Source organism: Escherichia sp. KS167_9B (assembly GCF_030295215.1).
Lineage (GTDB): Bacteria > Pseudomonadota > Gammaproteobacteria > Enterobacterales > Enterobacteriaceae > Escherichia > Escherichia coli_F.
In genome coordinates, this window is sequence record NZ_AP025754.1 from 4569180 (window position 1) to 4584699 (window position 15520).

Consider the following 15520-nt stretch of genomic DNA (forward strand, 5'->3'; position numbering starts at 1 on the left):
CGCCTATCCTTATGCAATGCTTACAACGCTTGCTTTATTGGCTCGCTTATCGCGCCGTAGTCATTAATAAATCGCCAGGTCATTTGGCTACCCGAAGAATTAGCAGGCAACGGTAATGTGAGCGTCTCGAAAGGTCGGATCATGTTGAGAGGCACATCATGGCCATCAACAATGACATCCATCACGCTGATATGAATCGGGTTAGGGTTCTCAGCAATAAGATTTCGGCCTTCCCGATGCCACTTCACCTTTGGTGCGGCATTTTCGGGAATCATGCGGATAGATGCCGGTCTCCAGAACAGCTTAATTCGCGTTTTAACGGCGATTTCCAGCGAATTCGCTTCTTTGTTGCTCGCAGAGGGCGGAATGTTTTTGATATTTAGCCAGAAGACAGACTCACGATCCTCTGGTAATGACAAACCTTTGGTGTGGACAATACGTAATATTTTTTCTTGCGCGGGCTCTAAACGTGATACCGGCGGAATAACAATAAATGGCGCTTTAGTTTTATCATCTTTATTAAATGGGTCCACCCACGCCTGGATGAGGTAAGGAATTTTTTCTTCTTTACTAAATACAGAAATAGATTTATCTGCATCATTGCTCACATAAACGACTCGTGTACCGCCAATAACAACACCAGCATAGGTTAATGCCGGCCGGACTAAATAGGCGCTTAGTAGAATTAAAACTAATAAGTTATGCGAAATTATTGCTTTAAAGAGCCTGATTAGACAACTTTTTCTGGACATAACGACTCCCTGGCCAAAGCCAACTGAATAAAAAGGCCCTGAATTAATTATTTCTTATATTCGACGGTAAATTGTGAATCAGCGTTCGCTGTACCTGCCGTTACGGTCGCATTGGTAGCAACATAGCGTGCAATAAACTTCATTTCAGCCTTGCCGTCACCGTCGATAGCGGTATAGGCGGAGTCGTTATAGAGTTTAACCTGAGAGTTATCGGACTGGTTAAATATACGGATGCCGACGCCAGTAGCAACTATTGCAGCACCTGTGCCAGTATAATCACCTGGATTGCTCGCAGTAATAGGTGTACCTACTTTCAGATCACCGTCTCCGCCAGGTGCTTCGGTACCATCAAAACGAACGGCTGCCTCAGTATAGGTTGACGGACATTTTTCCAGTTTAATACTAAATTGCTGTGGTGACGCCAGGCTGCCTACTCCTGAAAACGCACTTTTGTTGACCTTACCAAGAGGAACAGTTTGATCGGCGGTATCGGAAGTCACTTCACATGTGCTATCGACAATTTCACCGACAAAGTGAACAACGCCATCTTCTGCAAGTGCATTTCCGGCTAACATTAAAGATGCCAGCGTAAGTGCACCACCAATAATATTACGTTTCATACGAACTCCATTGATATAATATATCCTTCAGTCTAAATCATCACTTAAATTAATAAGTGTATTTATGATTCAGAGGCATAGTACACCAATGGGGTATTTTTATCTAAAAATAATATTAATTATGCAAAATTAAATATAAATTTATTATTTAGATATTATTAAAACAGTAAAAAATCAAGTGTATTATCGGACATCACCAATAATTCAGAATATATTTATATTAATTTTCGCATCAATAATAACCCACTGATACCCTTTATAAAAAAAAGGCCGCCCGTCGGCAGCCCTTTATATCAATGATGAAAATTACTCAACCGTAACCGATTTTGCCAGGTTACGCGGCTGGTCAACGTCGGTGCCTTTGATCAGCGCGACGTGATAAGCCAGTAACTGCAGCGGAACAGTGTAGAAGATCGGTGCAATAACCTCTTCCACATGCGGCATCTCGATGATGTGCATGTTATCGCTACCGACAAAACCAGCATCCTGATCGGCGAAGACGTACAGTTGACCACCACGCGCACGAACTTCTTCAATGTTGGATTTCAGTTTTTCCAGCAATTCGTTGTTCGGTGCGACGACGATAACCGGCATATCGGCGTCAATCAGCGCCAGCGGACCGTGTTTCAGTTCGCCTGCTGCGTAGGCTTCCGCATGAATATAAGAGATCTCTTTCAGCTTCAATGCGCCTTCCAGCGCAATTGGATACTGATCGCCACGGCCCAGGAACAGCGCGTGGTGTTTGTCAGAGAAATCTTCCGCCAGAGCTTCAATGCGTTTGTCCTGAGACAGCATCTGCTCAATACGGTTCGGCAGCGCCTGCAGACCATGCACGATATCATGCTCAATGGAGGCATCCAGACCTTTCAGGCGAGACAGTTTCGCCACCAGCATCAACAGCACAGTTAGCTGAGTGGTAAATGCTTTGGTGGACGCCACGCCGATTTCAGTACCTGCGTTGGTCATCAGCGCCAGATCGGATTCACGTACCAGAGAAGAACCCGGAACGTTACAAATTGCCAGCGAGCCCAAATATCCCAGCTCTTTCGACAGACGCAGGCCCGCCAGGGTATCCGCGGTTTCGCCAGACTGCGACAGAGTGATCATCAAGCTATTGCGACGCACAGCAGATTTGCGATAGCGGAATTCAGAGGCGATTTCAACGTCGCACGGAATACCTGCCAGCGATTCAAACCAGTAACGGGAAACCATACCGGAGTTGTAAGAAGTACCACAGGCGAGGATCTGAATATGCTCAACCTTCGACAGCAGTTCGTCAGCGTTCGGCCCCAGCTCGCTTAGGTCCACCTGGCCGTGGCTGATACGCCCGGTAAGGGTGTTTTTGATCGCGTTCGGCTGTTCGTAGATCTCTTTCTGCATGTAGTGGCGGTAAATACCTTTATCGCCCGCGTCATATTGCAGATTGGATTCGATATCCTGACGTTTCACTTCCGCGCCAGTTTTATCGAAGATGTTTACCGAACGGCGAGTGATTTCCGCAATATCGCCTTCTTCAAGGAAGATAAAGCGACGGGTCACTGGCAACAGCGCCAACTGGTCAGAAGCAATAAAGTTTTCGCCCATGCCCAGGCCAATCACCAGCGGGCTACCAGAACGAGCCGCCAGCAGGGTATCCGGGTGACGGGAGTCCATAATTACCGTACCGTACGCGCCGCGCAGTTGCGGAATAGCACGCAGAACAGCCTCACGCAGAGTACCGCCTTGTTTCAGCTCCCAGTTCACCAGGTGTGCAATCACTTCGGTGTCGGTTTCAGAAACGAAGGTATAGCCACGTGCTTTTAACGCTTCACGCAGCGGTTCATGGTTTTCGATGATGCCGTTATGCACCACCACAATGTGTTCAGAAACATGCGGATGCGCATTCACTTCTGAAGGTTCGCCGTGCGTCGCCCAGCGAGTGTGAGCAATCCCGGTGCCGCCATGCAGAGGATGTTCTTCCGCTGCCTGGGCCAGCATCTGGACTTTACCGAGGCGACGCAGGCGGGTCATATGACCTTCTGCATCTACAACCGCCAGACCGGCAGAGTCATATCCGCGGTATTCCAGACGACGTAAACCTTCAAGAAGGATTTCTGCTACATCACGTTGCGCGATCGCGCCAACAATTCCACACATAGTTTTTGATTCCGATTTATATCGTTGTCGGTCAACCTGTATGCCCGTTTTTCGGGCGCCCCGAGCCTTTGTAGAGAGTGGGGTTATTTTTATAGTTACTGCTTGTGGGCGGGAGATTATGTTATCTCCTCATCCCATATGACCGGATTACCCGGCCAGAATTACTTTTTCTTTACCGGACGACGCCAGCCTTCTTTTTGCGACTGCGGCACACGGCTGATTGCCAGAGCATTTTCGCCAACATTACGCGTCACAGTTGTACCCGCAGCAATGGTTGCGCCTTTGCCTACCGTTACCGGGGCCACCAGCTGAGTATCGGATCCAACAAACACATCGTCGCCAATAATGGTTTTAAATTTATTGGCACCATCGTAGTTGCAGGTAATGGTTCCTGCGCCGATGTTGACGTTATCGCCAATTTCCGCATCCCCCAGGTAAGTCAGATGACCTGCTTTCGAGCCTTTACCCAGACGCGCTTTTTTCATCTCAACGAAGTTACCGACGTGTGCGCCTTCCAGCAACTCAGCACCAGGACGCAGACGGGCAAACGGGCCAATGGTACAGGCCGCTGCCAGATTCGCATCTTCCACAACGGTATACGGGCTAATTTCGCAATCATCGCCAATCACGCTGTTTTTAATCACGCAACCGGTGCCGATTTTCACACGATTACCGAGAGTCACGTTGCCCTCGATGATAACGTTAGTATCAATTTCAACATCGCGCCCGTGAGTTAGCGTACCGCGTAGATCAAAACGCGCCGGATCGCGCAGCATAACGCCTGCTAACAGCAGTTTTTCAGCTTGTTCGGATTGATAAACACGCTCCAGACGCGAGAGTTGCAGGCGGTTATTCACGCCTTCTACTTCGCTTAAACGTTGCGGATGAACGGCAACAATTTCACGTCCTTCCTGATACGCCAGCGCAATAATGTCGGTGATGTAGTATTCGCCCTGCGCATTATTATTGGTCAGCTTCACCAGCCAGCGTTTCATATCTGCGCCGTTGGCGATCAGAATACCGGTGTTGATCTCCTGAATCTGACGCTGCTCGTCGGTGGCATCTTTGTGCTCAACAATGCCGGTAACTTTGCCGTTTTCACGGGTGATACGTCCATAACCGGTCGGATCATCCAGTTTCACCGTCAGCAGACCAATGCCGCCCTGCGGTTTAGCATCACGCAGGCGCTGGAGTGTTTCAACAGAGATCAGCGGCACGTCGCCGTAGAGCATTAAAATGTCTTCATCATCGGCAAAGAAAGGTGCGGCCTGCTGCATTGCATGACCCGTACCCAGCTGTTCTGCCTGAAGCACCCAGTTCAGGTTGTCGTCTTTCAGCGCCTGTTTAAGCAGCTCACCGCCGTGACCGTAAACCAGGTGAACGTGCGCTGCGCCTAATTCATTCGCAGCATCAATGACATGCTGAACCATCGCTTTCCCGGCAAGGGTATGCAGCACTTTCGGAAGATCGGAATACATGCGCGTGCCTTTACCTGCGGCAAGGATCACTACGCTCATAGCATTATTCAACATACGCGTCCTGACTGTAATTTGAGAACGAATTTAAACCGCTTCACCTTGAAAAAACTACATTTTTTTCATCGTGAAATGGACAGAGGATAAATTGTTCAATAACGGATTATCCCCGCTGACGAAAGCGCCATTTTCGACCATCGTCACGCCTTTTGTCTGCAGAAAATTAAGGCAATACCTTCATTTAAGCGTCAGGTGGATGTTTTTGCTCTTATTTCGATCAATGAATAAACGGGAAACAGGGGGTTTTATATCAGCAGGATCTATGTGAACGCTCTTCAGGACGGGTCAATACGCGTAAAAAAAAGCCAGCCTGTTTCCAGACTGGCTTTTGTGCTTTTCAAGCCGGTGTTACATCGCTTTTTTGGTCAACTCGATAACGCGCAACTGCGCGATCGCTTTGGCCAGTTCCGCAGACGCCTGAGCGTAATCTACGTCGCCGTGAGAGCTGCTAATGTGCTCTTCAGCCTTACGTTTCGCTTCCATGGCTCGCGCTTCGTCGAGATCCTGGCCGCGAATTGCGGTGTCGGCCAGAACGGTCACGTTGCCAGGCTGCACTTCAAGAATGCCGCCAGACAGATAGATAAACTCTTCGTGACCGTGCTGTTTCACGATGCGAATCATACCAGGCTTAATGGCGGTGAGCAGCGGTGCGTGGCCCGGGTAAATGCCCAGTTCACCTTCGCTACCCGTTACCTGGATTTTCTCGACCAGACCAGAGAACATTTGTTGCTCTGCGCTGACGACGTCCAGGTGGTAAGTCATTGCCATATCACCCTCCGATTAAGGCGTTAAAGTTTTTTGGCTTTTTCCACTGCTTCTTCGATGGAACCGACCATGTAGAACGCCTGCTCCGGCAGGTGATCGTATTCGCCTTCCATGATGCCTTTAAAGCCACGGATGGTGTCTTTCAGGGAGACGTATTTACCCGGAGAACCGGTGAATACTTCTGCCACGAAGAACGGCTGGGACAGGAAGCGCTGGATCTTACGAGCGCGCGCTACCACCAGTTTGTCTTCTTCAGACAGTTCATCCATACCCAGGATGGCGATGATGTCTTTCAGTTCCTGATAACGTTGCAGGATGGACTGAACGCCACGCGCGGTGTCGTAGTGTTCCTGACCAACCACCAGCGGGTCCAGCTGACGGCTGGTAGAGTCCAGCGGGTCAACAGCCGGGTAGATACCCAGAGACGCGATCTGACGGCTCAGTACCACGGTTGCGTCAAGGTGCGCAAAGGTGGTTGCCGGAGACGGGTCAGTCAAGTCATCCGCAGGTACGTATACCGCCTGTACGGAGGTGATAGAACCAGTTTTGGTGGAGGTGATACGTTCCTGAAGAACGCCCATCTCTTCCGCCAGAGTCGGCTGATAACCTACCGCTGAAGGCATACGGCCCAGCAGTGCGGATACTTCCGTACCGGCCAGGGTGTAACGATAGATGTTGTCAACGAACAGCAGAACGTCACGACCTTCGTCACGGAATTTCTCAGCCATGGTCAGGCCGGTCAGTGCAACGCGCAGACGGTTTCCCGGCGGCTCGTTCATCTGGCCATATACCAGGGATACTTTGTCGATAACGTTGGAGTCGGTCATTTCGTGGTAGAAGTCGTTACCCTCACGAGTACGTTCACCTACGCCCGCAAACACAGAGTAACCGGAGTGCTCGATCGCGATGTTACGAATAAGCTCCATCATGTTTACGGTTTTACCTACACCCGCACCACCGAACAGACCGACTTTACCGCCCTTAGCGAACGGACACATCAGGTCGATAACTTTGATACCGGTTTCCAGCAGTTCCTGAGAGTTTGACAGCTCTTCGTAGGAAGGTGCTGCGCGGTGAATCGCCCAACGCTCTTCTTCACCGATCTCGCCTTTCATGTCGACCGGTTCACCCAGTACGTTCATGATACGGCCCAGAGTCGCTTTACCTACCGGGACTTCGATCGGGTGTTCGAGGTCTGTTACATCCAGACCGCGACGCAGACCGTCGGAGGAACCCATTGCGATGGTACGCACGATACCGCCGCCGAGCTGCTGCTGAACTTCCAGCACCAGACGCTCATTACCATTTTGCACCTCAAGAGCATCGTACACGCGCGGTACGGCATCCTGAGGGAATTCGACGTCAACTACGGCGCCGATTACCTGGACAATCTTTCCAGTAGCCATCTTAAATCCTCTACGAAATAACCTGTTTAAACCGCGGCGGCCCCCGAGACGATCTCGGTGAGTTCCTGAGTAATGCTGGCCTGACGAGCTTTGTTGTATACCAACTGCAGCTCTTTAATCAGGCTGCCGCCATTGTCGGTCGCGGCTTTCATCGCCACCATACGGGCGGCCTGCTCGCTGGCCAGGTTTTCAACCACGCCCTGATAAACCTGAGATTCGACATAACGACGCAGCAGGGTATCCAGCAACGCCTTCGGATCGGGTTCGTACAGGTAATCCCAGGATTTATGTTTCAGATCATCATCATCTGATGCCGGTAACGGCAGCAGCTGGCTGATGGTCGGAACCTGAGACATGGTGTTAATAAATTTGTTGCTGACAATGTAAAGCTTGTCCAGACGGCCTTCGTCGTAGGCCTGCAACATCACTTTTACCGGACCGATCAGTTCGGACAGGGAAGGGTTATCCCCCATGCCGGTGACCTGGGCAACAACATTGCCGCCCACGGAGTTGAAGAACGACACGCCTTTCGAGCCGATCATTGCGAGGTCGCATTGAACGCCTTTGTCGGTCCAGGTCTTCATTTCCGCCAGCAGTTTTTTGAACAGGTTAATGTTCAAACCACCGCACAAACCACGGTCGGTCGACACCACCAGGTAGCCTACGCGTTTAACGTCGCGGTCTTCCAGGTATGGGTGCTTATATTCCAGATTACCGTGTGCAAGGTGACCAATCACTTTGCGCATGGTTTCTGCATAAGGACGGCTGGCCGCCATGCGATCCTGCGATTTACGCATTTTGGAAGCGGCGACCATCTCCATCGCTTTAGTGATCTTTTGCGTGTTCTGGACGCTTGCGATCTTACTACGTATCTCTTTTGCGCCGGCCATGAGCTTCTCCTCAATGCCTTGCGGCCTGCCCTAAGGCAAGCCGCCAGACGTTACCAGGATTGGGTTGCTTTGAAGGAATCGAGGATGCCTTTCAGCTTGCCTTCGATTTCGTCGTTGTAGCCACCGGTCTGGTTGATCTCTTGCATCAACGGAGCGTGATCACGGTCGACGTAAGCCAGCAGAGCGGCTTCGAAGCTGCCGATTTTCGACAGTTCAACATCCGCCAGGTAACCACGTTCTGCTGCGAACAGAACCAGAGACTGCTGCGCAACGGACATCGGCGCATACTGTTTCTGTTTCAGCAGTTCGGTCACTTTCTGACCGTGGTCAAGCTGCTTACGTGTTGCATCGTCAAGGTCGGATGCAAACTGAGAGAACGCTGCCAGTTCACGATACTGTGCCAGAGCGGTACGGATACCACCGGACAGTTTTTTCATGATCTTGGTCTGTGCTGCACCACCAACACGGGATACGGAAATACCCGGGTTAACCGCAGGACGAATACCGGCGTTGAACAGGTTGGTTTCCAGGAAGATCTGACCATCGGTAATGGAGATTACGTTAGTCGGAACGAACGCAGAAACGTCACCCGCCTGAGTTTCGATAATCGGCAGCGCGGTCAGAGAACCGGTTTTCCCTTTCACTTCACCTTTGGTGAAGGCTTCAACGTATTCGGCGTTAACACGCGCAGCACGCTCCAGCAGACGAGAGTGGAGGTAGAATACGTCGCCCGGGAATGCTTCACGTCCTGGCGGACGACGGAGCAGCAAGGAGATCTGACGGTAAGCAACAGCCTGTTTAGACAGGTCATCGTAAATGATCAGCGCATCTTCACCGCGGTCACGGAAGTATTCGCCCATTGCGCAACCGGCATACGGCGCCAAGTATTGCAGTGCAGCGGATTCAGACGCGGTTGCTACCACAACGATGGTGTTAGCCAGTGCGCCGTGCTCTTCCAGTTTACGTACCACGTTAGAAATAGTGGACGCTTTCTGGCCGATAGCGACATAGATACATTTGATACCGGAATCGCGCTGGTTAATGATGGCATCGATTGCCAGTGCGGTTTTACCGGTCTGACGGTCACCGATGATCAATTCACGCTGACCACGACCGATTGGGATCATGGAGTCAACGGCTTTATAACCGGTCTGTACCGGCTGATCTACGGACTGACGTTCGATAACGCCCGGGGCGATAGCTTCTACAGCAGAAAAGCCGTCGTGATCCAGCGGACCTTTACCGTCGATTGGTGCACCCAGAGTGTTAACCACACGGCCCAGCAGGCCACGGCCAACCGGAACTTCCAGGATACGGCCAGTACACTTAACTTTCATGCCTTCGGCAAGGTCAGCGTACGGACCCATAACAACCGCACCTACAGAGTCACGCTCGAGGTTCAGTGCGATAGCGTAACGGTTACCCGGCAGGGAGATCATTTCACCCTGCATACAATCGGCCAGGCCGTGGATGCGGATAACACCGTCACTTACAGAAACAATAGTACCTTCGTTGTGAGCTTCACTCACAACATTGAACTGAGCAATGCGCTGCTTGATCAGTTCGCTGATTTCGGTGGAATTCAGTTGCATGCTCCAGTCCCCTTAAGACTGCAAGATGTCTGCAAGGCGCTCAAGACGACCGCGTACGCTGCCATCAATGACCATATCACCCGCTCGGATGATAACGCCTGCCATTACAGACTTATCGATTTTGCAATTCAGCTTAACTTTGCGTGACAGACGTTTTTCCATCGCAGCAGAAATTTTCGCGAGCTGTTGTTCACTCAACGCGGCAGCGGAAATGACGTCTACCTCAGCGGTAGCCTCACTCACAGCACGCAGGTGAATAAACTGCTCCAGAACATCCGGGAGCGCATTAAGACGACCATTTTCAGCCATAACCCGAATCAGGTTCTGACCGTTTTCGTCCAGTTGCTCACCACAAACTGCGATAAACGACTCGGCGAGCGTTTCTGGCGCAAGCGCGCCAGAGAGAAGCTCTGCCATTTGTTCGTTTTTGGTTACCTCGGCGGCAAACGCCAGCATGTCCTGCCAGCGTTCTACACTTTGGTGTTCGACGGCAAAGTCAAAAGCTGCTTTGGCGTAGGGGCGAGCTACCGTAATAAATTCAGACATCAGCCCCTCCCTCCTTACAGTTCAGCGACAAGTTTATCCACGATGTCGCTGTTAGCAGCTTCATCCACGGAACGTTCGATGATCTTCTCGGCGCCAGCAACAGCCAGGATAGCAACTTGCTTACGCAGCTCTTCACGGGCACGTTTACGCTCGGCTTCAATTTCCGCCTGCGCCTGGGCCACGATTTTAGTACGTTCCTGCTCTGCTTCAGCTTTAGCTTCGTCCAGAATCTGCGAGCGGCGTTTGTTCGCCTGCTCGATGATTACCTGGGCTTCCGCTTTCGCTTTTTTCAGCTGGTCGGTCGCGCTGGCCTTTGCAAGGTCAAGGTCCTTATGTGCTCGTTCTGCGGAAGCAAGGCCGTCAGCAATTTCTTTTTGACGTTTTTCGATGGCTGCCATTAATGGCGGCCATACGTACTTCATGCAGAACAGAACGAACAGGACAAACGCGATGGCCTGGCCGAGGATTGTTGCGTTAAGATTCACAGCACAATGCCTCTATTTAGTTAACGTTCTGATATTGCTCTTTAAATAAAAGCAACGCTTACTACGCGACAGCGAACATCACGTACAGACCCAGACCTACAGCGATCATCGGGATAGCATCCACCAGACCCATAACGATAAAGAACTGAGTACGCAGCAGAGGAATCAGATCAGGTTGACGCGCTGCGCCTTCCAGGAATTTACCCCCGAGGATGCCGATACCGATCGCAGCACCGATTGCCGCCAGACCCATCATCACAGCGGCAGCCATGTACAGCAGATCCATATTCAGGTTTTCCATGACAGTCTCCAGTTTGTTTCAGTTAAAACGTAGTAGTGTTGGTAAATTAATGTTCTTCAGACGCCATCGACAGATAGACGATCGTCAGAACCATGAAGATGAAGGCTTGCAGCGTAATGATCAGGATGTGGAAAATGGCCCACGGCACATTCAGGATCCACTGTGACCACCACGGCAACAGACCAGCAATCAGAATGAAAATCAGCTCACCGGCATACATGTTACCGAACAGTCGCAAACCGAGTGAAACTGGTTTGGACAGCAGGCTTACCCCTTCAAGGATTAAGTTGACAGGAATGAACGCCCAGTGATTGAACGGCTGCAGCGTCAACTCTTTCGTGAAGCCGCCGATGCCTTTCATTTTGATGCTGTAGAACAGAATCAGGATAAATACGCCCAGTGCCATAGACAGCGTTACGTTCACGTCCGCAGACGGAACCACACGCAGTGCCGGCAGACCCAGTACATGTTCAGCGATGTACGGCAGCAGGTCGATAGGCAGTAAGTCCATCAAGTTCATCAGGAATACCCAGACGAAAATCGTCAGGGCCAGCGGAGCAATCAGCTTGCTCTTGCCATGGTACATGTCTTTCACGCTACCATTAACAAAGCCGATCACCAGCTCAATCGCGGTCTGAAACTTACCTGGCACGCCGCTGGTCGCCTTTTTGGCTACACTACGGAATAAAACCAGGAACAACAGACCCAGCACCACCGAGAAGAACATGGAGTCAATATTGATTGTCCAGAAGGTGGCTGGGGGGTTATGCGGATCCACCAGCGAGAATGTACGCAGGTCCAGCTGAAGGTTATTCAGGTGGTGTCCTATGTAATCCTGCGGCGTCATATTTTCTGAAGCCATGATGCCTTTTACCCTTTGTTGTTAATTACAGCCGGTGCCAGTATCTGAACCACCAGCACCAAAACCCACGTAACGATCAGCGGCAAGAATACCGCCTTTAAAACCGCCAACGCCACCACCAGTAACACCAACATCGCCAGAACTTTAAAAGCTTCGCTAAATGCGAATGTCCAGGCCACCCGGCCTTTCGCTGGTGTATGTGCCTGGTGACGCCAGGCAAATATCATAAACAAAACGTTAGGCAGAAAGACTGCCAGGCCTCCACTTAATGCAGAGACGCCCCAGAAGGGGTCTTTGAGGCTGAACAGCAATCCACTTGCTATCACCACCAGTAACTGAACGAGCAGAAGCTTCCGAGCAACGTTTCGACTCACGAGCGACACAGACATCACGTTTTTCACTCCTGCTCCCTTCGAGGTATGCCGCGTGTCGTATAAAACTTTCTTTAAGGCTTAGAGTCAAGCATCAAAAAGCGGTCAAATTATACGGTGCGCCCCCGTGATTTCAAACAATAAGTAGCCAAAAGGTGAATAAATGTTTAAATATTTTTCCAGTGCATACAATTGCGACTTTTCTGCAAACCCTGTTCGATCATGAAAAACTGTAAATAACGCGTAAACACTGGCGACAAAGCGTGCTTCAGATCACATATTGAGCATGTTCGCGCACAGCATATTTATTTACTTGGCAAATGATGCCTTTGCAAGTTTATGATATTTCAGTCTAAAAACAGATACTGTTTTAATAAATGACATTTACACAACAAAAACCACCCATTGACATTTTTAATAATGTTTTAACAGACAATGATGATTCTTAGCGCCGATTTTTAGCAGACTGATATTTTCACTTATGACTTATTTTCTGCTTACCAAAAAAAGCCACGTTACTTTGTTGATGCAAAAGAGTGAACGTGGCGTTAAATGTAACCAGTTATATCAGTAGAAAACCTGGTTGTTGTTAACAGTCTAACCGGTCAATTTTTTATGATTTTTTTGATAAAAATTAAATTTTATTTGCTTTAATCACCACCAGATGACGTTCGCCATCCAGGGCCGGAACGTGAAGTTTAACCACTGATTCGACCTGATATTCTTCGGGCAACAAAGCGATTTCATCTTCCGGTATTTGGCCTTTCAGCGCGTAGAAACGACCTTGCTCACCAGGAAGATGGTGGCACCAGCTCACCATATCGTTCAGAGAGGCAAAGGCGCGGCTAATTACGCCATCAAATGGCGGCTCAGAAGGAAACTCTTCTACCCTGCTCTGTACTGGCTCAATATTCGCCAGTTTAAGCTCATGTTGCACCTGACGAAGGAAACGCACGCGTTTACCAAGGCTATCCAACAACGTGAAATGGGCTTCAGGACGCACGATAGAGAGTGGAATGCCAGGCAGTCCTGGTCCGGTGCCGACATCGATAAACCGTTCACCTTGCAGATACGGTGCCACCACAATGCTATCGAGAATATGGCGTACCAGCATCTCATTAGGATCGCGGACCGAAGTCAGGTTGTACGCTTTATTCCATTTATGCAGCATATTCACGTAGGCAATTAGCTGGTTTTTCTGGTGATCGGTAAGCGAAATTCCTGCGTCTTTCAGCAGAGAGGAGAGTTTGTTGAGCACGGTGATTACCTGTTCTTGATGCGTAGCCCGGTAAGCGGGTGCTTACCAGGCATTTTTAATGCGTTATGCGCTACGACGCAGCATACCCTGTTTTTTCAGCCACACCAGCAGAATGGAGATGGCCGCAGGCGTGACGCCAGAAATACGCGAAGCCTGACCGATAGAAGCCGGTTTGTGATCGTTAAGTTTGGCGATCACTTCGTTAGAAAGACCGGATACCTGGCGGTAATCCAGCGTCGCTGGTAGCAGGGTGTTCTCGTTACGCAGCTGCTTTTCGATCTCATCTTGCTGGCGCGCGATATAACCTTCGTATTTAACCTGAATCTCAACCTGTTCCGCCGCCTGTTCGTCTGTCAACGCAGGGGCAAAAGGCGTCAGCATGGTTAATTTTTCATAAGTCATTTCCGGACGACGCAGCAGATCTTCACCACTGGCTTCACGGGAAAGCGGCGCAGTCAGGTGAGCATTCACTTCGGCTGCAGCTTCCGCCGACGGGGTTACCCAGGTCGATTTCAGACGCTGACGCTCACGCTCGATATTCTCAAGTTTCTCGTTAAAGCGCGCCCAACGTTCGTCATCCACCAGGCCCAGTTCACGACCAATTTCAGTCAAACGCAGATCCGCATTATCTTCGCGCAGCATCAGACGATATTCTGCGCGCGAGGTAAACATACGATACGGTTCTTTGGTTCCTAAAGTGCACAGGTCATCAACCAGTACGCCGAGATACGCCTGAGAACGCGCCGGAGCCCAACCTTCTTTGTCAGCAGACAGACGGGCAGCGTTAAGACCAGCCAGCAAACCTTGCGCAGCGGCTTCTTCGTAACCGGTAGTGCCGTTAATCTGACCAGCAAAGAACAGCCCCTGGATAAACTTGCTCTCCAGCGTCGGTTTCAGGTCGCGAGGATCGAAGAAGTCATACTCAATGGCATAACCCGGACGCACGATCTTCGCGTTTTCCATCCCCTGCATGGAGCGGACGATTTGCATCTGCACATCGAACGGCAGGCTGGTGGAGATACCGTTCGGATAAATTTCGTTAGAGGTCAGCCCTTCCGGTTCAAGGAAGATCTGATGCTGATTTCTGTCGGCGAAGCGCATGACTTTGTCTTCGATCGACGGGCAGTAGCGTGGGCCGACACCTTCGATCACCCCTGCGTACATTGGGCTACGATCGAGGTTACTGCGGATCACATCATGGGTTTTCTCGTTGGTATGAGTGATATAACACGGCACCTGCTGTGGATGCTGGGACGCATTGCCCATAAACGAGAATACCGGCATTGGGTTATCGCCATGCTGTTGCGCCAGCACGCTGAAGTCGATAGTACGCGCATCAATACGCGGCGGAGTCCCGGTTTTCAGACGACCAACGCGCAGCGGCAGTTCACGCAAACGGCGAGAAAGCGGAATGGACGGCGGATCACCAGCACGGCCACCGCTGTAGTTATCCAGACCGATATGAATTTTACCGTCGAGGAACGTCCCAACGGTGAGCACGACGGCTTTGGCACGGAACTTCAGTCCCATTTGGGTAACAGCGCCAACTACACGATCGTTTTCGACAATAAGATCTTCAACCGCCTGCTGGAAGATCATCAGGTTCGGTTGGTTCTCCAGCGCCGTACGTACCGCCTGACGGTAGAGCACACGATCCGCCTGAGCTCGGGTAGCGCGAACTGCCGGTCCCTTGCTTGCGTTTAGTATCCTAAACTGGATACCCGCCTGATCGATCGCTTTCGCCATCAGACCGCCGAGTGCATCCACTTCTTTTACCAGATGTCCCTTCCCAATACCGCCGATCGCCGGGTTGCAGCTCATCTGCCCCAGAGTGTCGATATTGTGTGTCAAAAGCAGAGTCTGTTGACCCATACGCGCCGCGGCCATCGCGGCCTCGGTGCCTGCATGACCCCCGCCAATGATGATGACGTCAAAAGGATCCGGATAAAACATGGTGATTGCCTCGCATAACGCGGTATGAAAATGGATTGAAGCCCGGGC

At 50.7% G+C, this 15520-nt stretch carries 15 protein-coding genes; all 15 read right to left on the reverse strand.

From position 1 onward, the window contains the following. Positions 1–20: 20 nt before the first annotated feature. Positions 21–752: a long polar fimbrial chaperone LpfB-O113 gene (lpfB-O113, locus tag QUE34_RS22880; RefSeq protein WP_105268633.1), complete on the reverse strand. Its 732-nt coding sequence runs from the start codon at positions 750–752 to the stop codon at positions 21–23. 47 nt (positions 753–799) lie between these two features. Beyond that, complete coding sequence (lpfA-O113, locus tag QUE34_RS22885; protein ID WP_105268632.1) at positions 800–1372, reverse strand: long polar fimbria major subunit LpfA-O113; 573 nt, start codon at positions 1370–1372, stop codon at positions 800–802. Between the two features lie 306 nt (positions 1373–1678). Beyond that, positions 1679–3508, reverse strand: a complete 1830-nt coding sequence (gene glmS / locus QUE34_RS22890; RefSeq protein WP_105268631.1) for a glutamine--fructose-6-phosphate transaminase (isomerizing) — start codon at positions 3506–3508, stop codon at positions 1679–1681. Positions 3509–3669: 161 nt separating this feature from the next. Further along, positions 3670–5040 carry a bifunctional UDP-N-acetylglucosamine diphosphorylase/glucosamine-1-phosphate N-acetyltransferase GlmU gene (glmU, locus tag QUE34_RS22895; RefSeq protein WP_105268630.1) on the reverse strand — a complete coding sequence of 457 codons (1371 nt, stop codon included), beginning with the start codon at positions 5038–5040 and terminating at the stop codon, positions 3670–3672. A gap of 351 nt (positions 5041–5391) precedes the next feature. Continuing rightward, entirely contained in the window at positions 5392–5811 is a 420-nt protein-coding gene (locus QUE34_RS22900; protein WP_001251965.1) for a F0F1 ATP synthase subunit epsilon, read from the reverse strand. Positions 5812–5831: 20 nt separating this feature from the next. After that, complete coding sequence (gene atpD, locus QUE34_RS22905) at positions 5832–7214, reverse strand: F0F1 ATP synthase subunit beta (protein ID WP_105268629.1); 1383 nt, start codon at positions 7212–7214, stop codon at positions 5832–5834. Between the two features lie 26 nt (positions 7215–7240). After that, entirely contained in the window at positions 7241–8104 is an 864-nt protein-coding gene (atpG, locus tag QUE34_RS22910) for a F0F1 ATP synthase subunit gamma (RefSeq protein ID WP_000896498.1), read from the reverse strand. Positions 8105–8154: 50 nt separating this feature from the next. Further along, positions 8155–9696, reverse strand: coding sequence for a F0F1 ATP synthase subunit alpha (atpA, locus tag QUE34_RS22915; protein ID WP_001176745.1), 1542 nt, complete (start codon positions 9694–9696; stop codon positions 8155–8157). A gap of 12 nt (positions 9697–9708) precedes the next feature. Further along, positions 9709–10242, reverse strand: coding sequence for a F0F1 ATP synthase subunit delta (gene atpH / locus QUE34_RS22920; RefSeq protein WP_105268628.1), 534 nt, complete (start codon positions 10240–10242; stop codon positions 9709–9711). A 14-nt stretch (positions 10243–10256) separates the two neighbouring features. Continuing rightward, a complete protein-coding gene (gene atpF, locus QUE34_RS22925) occupies positions 10257–10727 on the reverse strand; it encodes a F0F1 ATP synthase subunit B (RefSeq protein WP_001052219.1) in 471 nt (156 codons plus the stop codon). Between the two features lie 61 nt (positions 10728–10788). Further along, positions 10789–11028 carry a F0F1 ATP synthase subunit C gene (gene atpE, locus QUE34_RS22930; protein ID WP_000429386.1) on the reverse strand — a complete coding sequence of 80 codons (240 nt, stop codon included), beginning with the start codon at positions 11026–11028 and terminating at the stop codon, positions 10789–10791. A 46-nt stretch (positions 11029–11074) separates the two neighbouring features. Beyond that, a complete protein-coding gene (atpB, locus tag QUE34_RS22935) occupies positions 11075–11890 on the reverse strand; it encodes a F0F1 ATP synthase subunit A (protein WP_000135618.1) in 816 nt (271 codons plus the stop codon). An 8-nt stretch (positions 11891–11898) separates the two neighbouring features. Beyond that, positions 11899–12279: a F0F1 ATP synthase subunit I gene (gene atpI, locus QUE34_RS22940; protein WP_105268627.1), complete on the reverse strand. Its 381-nt coding sequence runs from the start codon at positions 12277–12279 to the stop codon at positions 11899–11901. Between the two features lie 616 nt (positions 12280–12895). Further along, the gene (rsmG, locus tag QUE34_RS22945) at positions 12896–13519 is read right to left on the reverse strand and encodes a 16S rRNA (guanine(527)-N(7))-methyltransferase RsmG (RefSeq protein WP_105268626.1); all 624 of its coding nucleotides are present in this window, start codon (positions 13517–13519) and stop codon (positions 12896–12898) included. 63 nt (positions 13520–13582) lie between these two features. Continuing rightward, a complete protein-coding gene (mnmG, locus tag QUE34_RS22950; protein ID WP_105268625.1) occupies positions 13583–15472 on the reverse strand; it encodes a tRNA uridine-5-carboxymethylaminomethyl(34) synthesis enzyme MnmG in 1890 nt (629 codons plus the stop codon). Positions 15473–15520 lie beyond the last annotated feature (48 nt).

Excerpts from the sequence above, each read along its gene's own strand:
- lpfB-O113 (WP_105268633.1), bottom strand. The coding sequence starts at position 752 with ATGTCCAGAAAAAGTTGTCTAATCAGGCTCTTTAAAGCAATAATTTCG.
- lpfA-O113 (WP_105268632.1), bottom strand. The coding sequence starts at position 1,372 with ATGAAACGTAATATTATTGGTGGTGCACTTACGCTGGCATCTTTAATG.
- glmS (WP_105268631.1), bottom strand. The coding sequence starts at position 3,508 with ATGTGTGGAATTGTTGGCGCGATCGCGCAACGTGATGTAGCAGAAATC.
- glmU (WP_105268630.1), bottom strand. The coding sequence starts at position 5,040 with ATGTTGAATAATGCTATGAGCGTAGTGATCCTTGCCGCAGGTAAAGGC.
- QUE34_RS22900 (WP_001251965.1), bottom strand. The coding sequence starts at position 5,811 with ATGGCAATGACTTACCACCTGGACGTCGTCAGCGCAGAGCAACAAATG.
- atpD (WP_105268629.1), bottom strand. The coding sequence starts at position 7,214 with ATGGCTACTGGAAAGATTGTCCAGGTAATCGGCGCCGTAGTTGACGTC.
- atpG (WP_000896498.1), bottom strand. The coding sequence starts at position 8,104 with ATGGCCGGCGCAAAAGAGATACGTAGTAAGATCGCAAGCGTCCAGAAC.
- atpA (WP_001176745.1), bottom strand. The coding sequence starts at position 9,696 with ATGCAACTGAATTCCACCGAAATCAGCGAACTGATCAAGCAGCGCATT.
- atpH (WP_105268628.1), bottom strand. The coding sequence starts at position 10,242 with ATGTCTGAATTTATTACGGTAGCTCGCCCCTACGCCAAAGCAGCTTTT.
- atpE (WP_000429386.1), bottom strand. The coding sequence starts at position 11,028 with ATGGAAAACCTGAATATGGATCTGCTGTACATGGCTGCCGCTGTGATG.
- atpB (WP_000135618.1), bottom strand. The coding sequence starts at position 11,890 with ATGGCTTCAGAAAATATGACGCCGCAGGATTACATAGGACACCACCTG.
- atpI (WP_105268627.1), bottom strand. The coding sequence starts at position 12,279 with ATGTCTGTGTCGCTCGTGAGTCGAAACGTTGCTCGGAAGCTTCTGCTC.
- mnmG (WP_105268625.1), bottom strand. The coding sequence starts at position 15,472 with ATGTTTTATCCGGATCCTTTTGACGTCATCATCATTGGCGGGGGTCAT.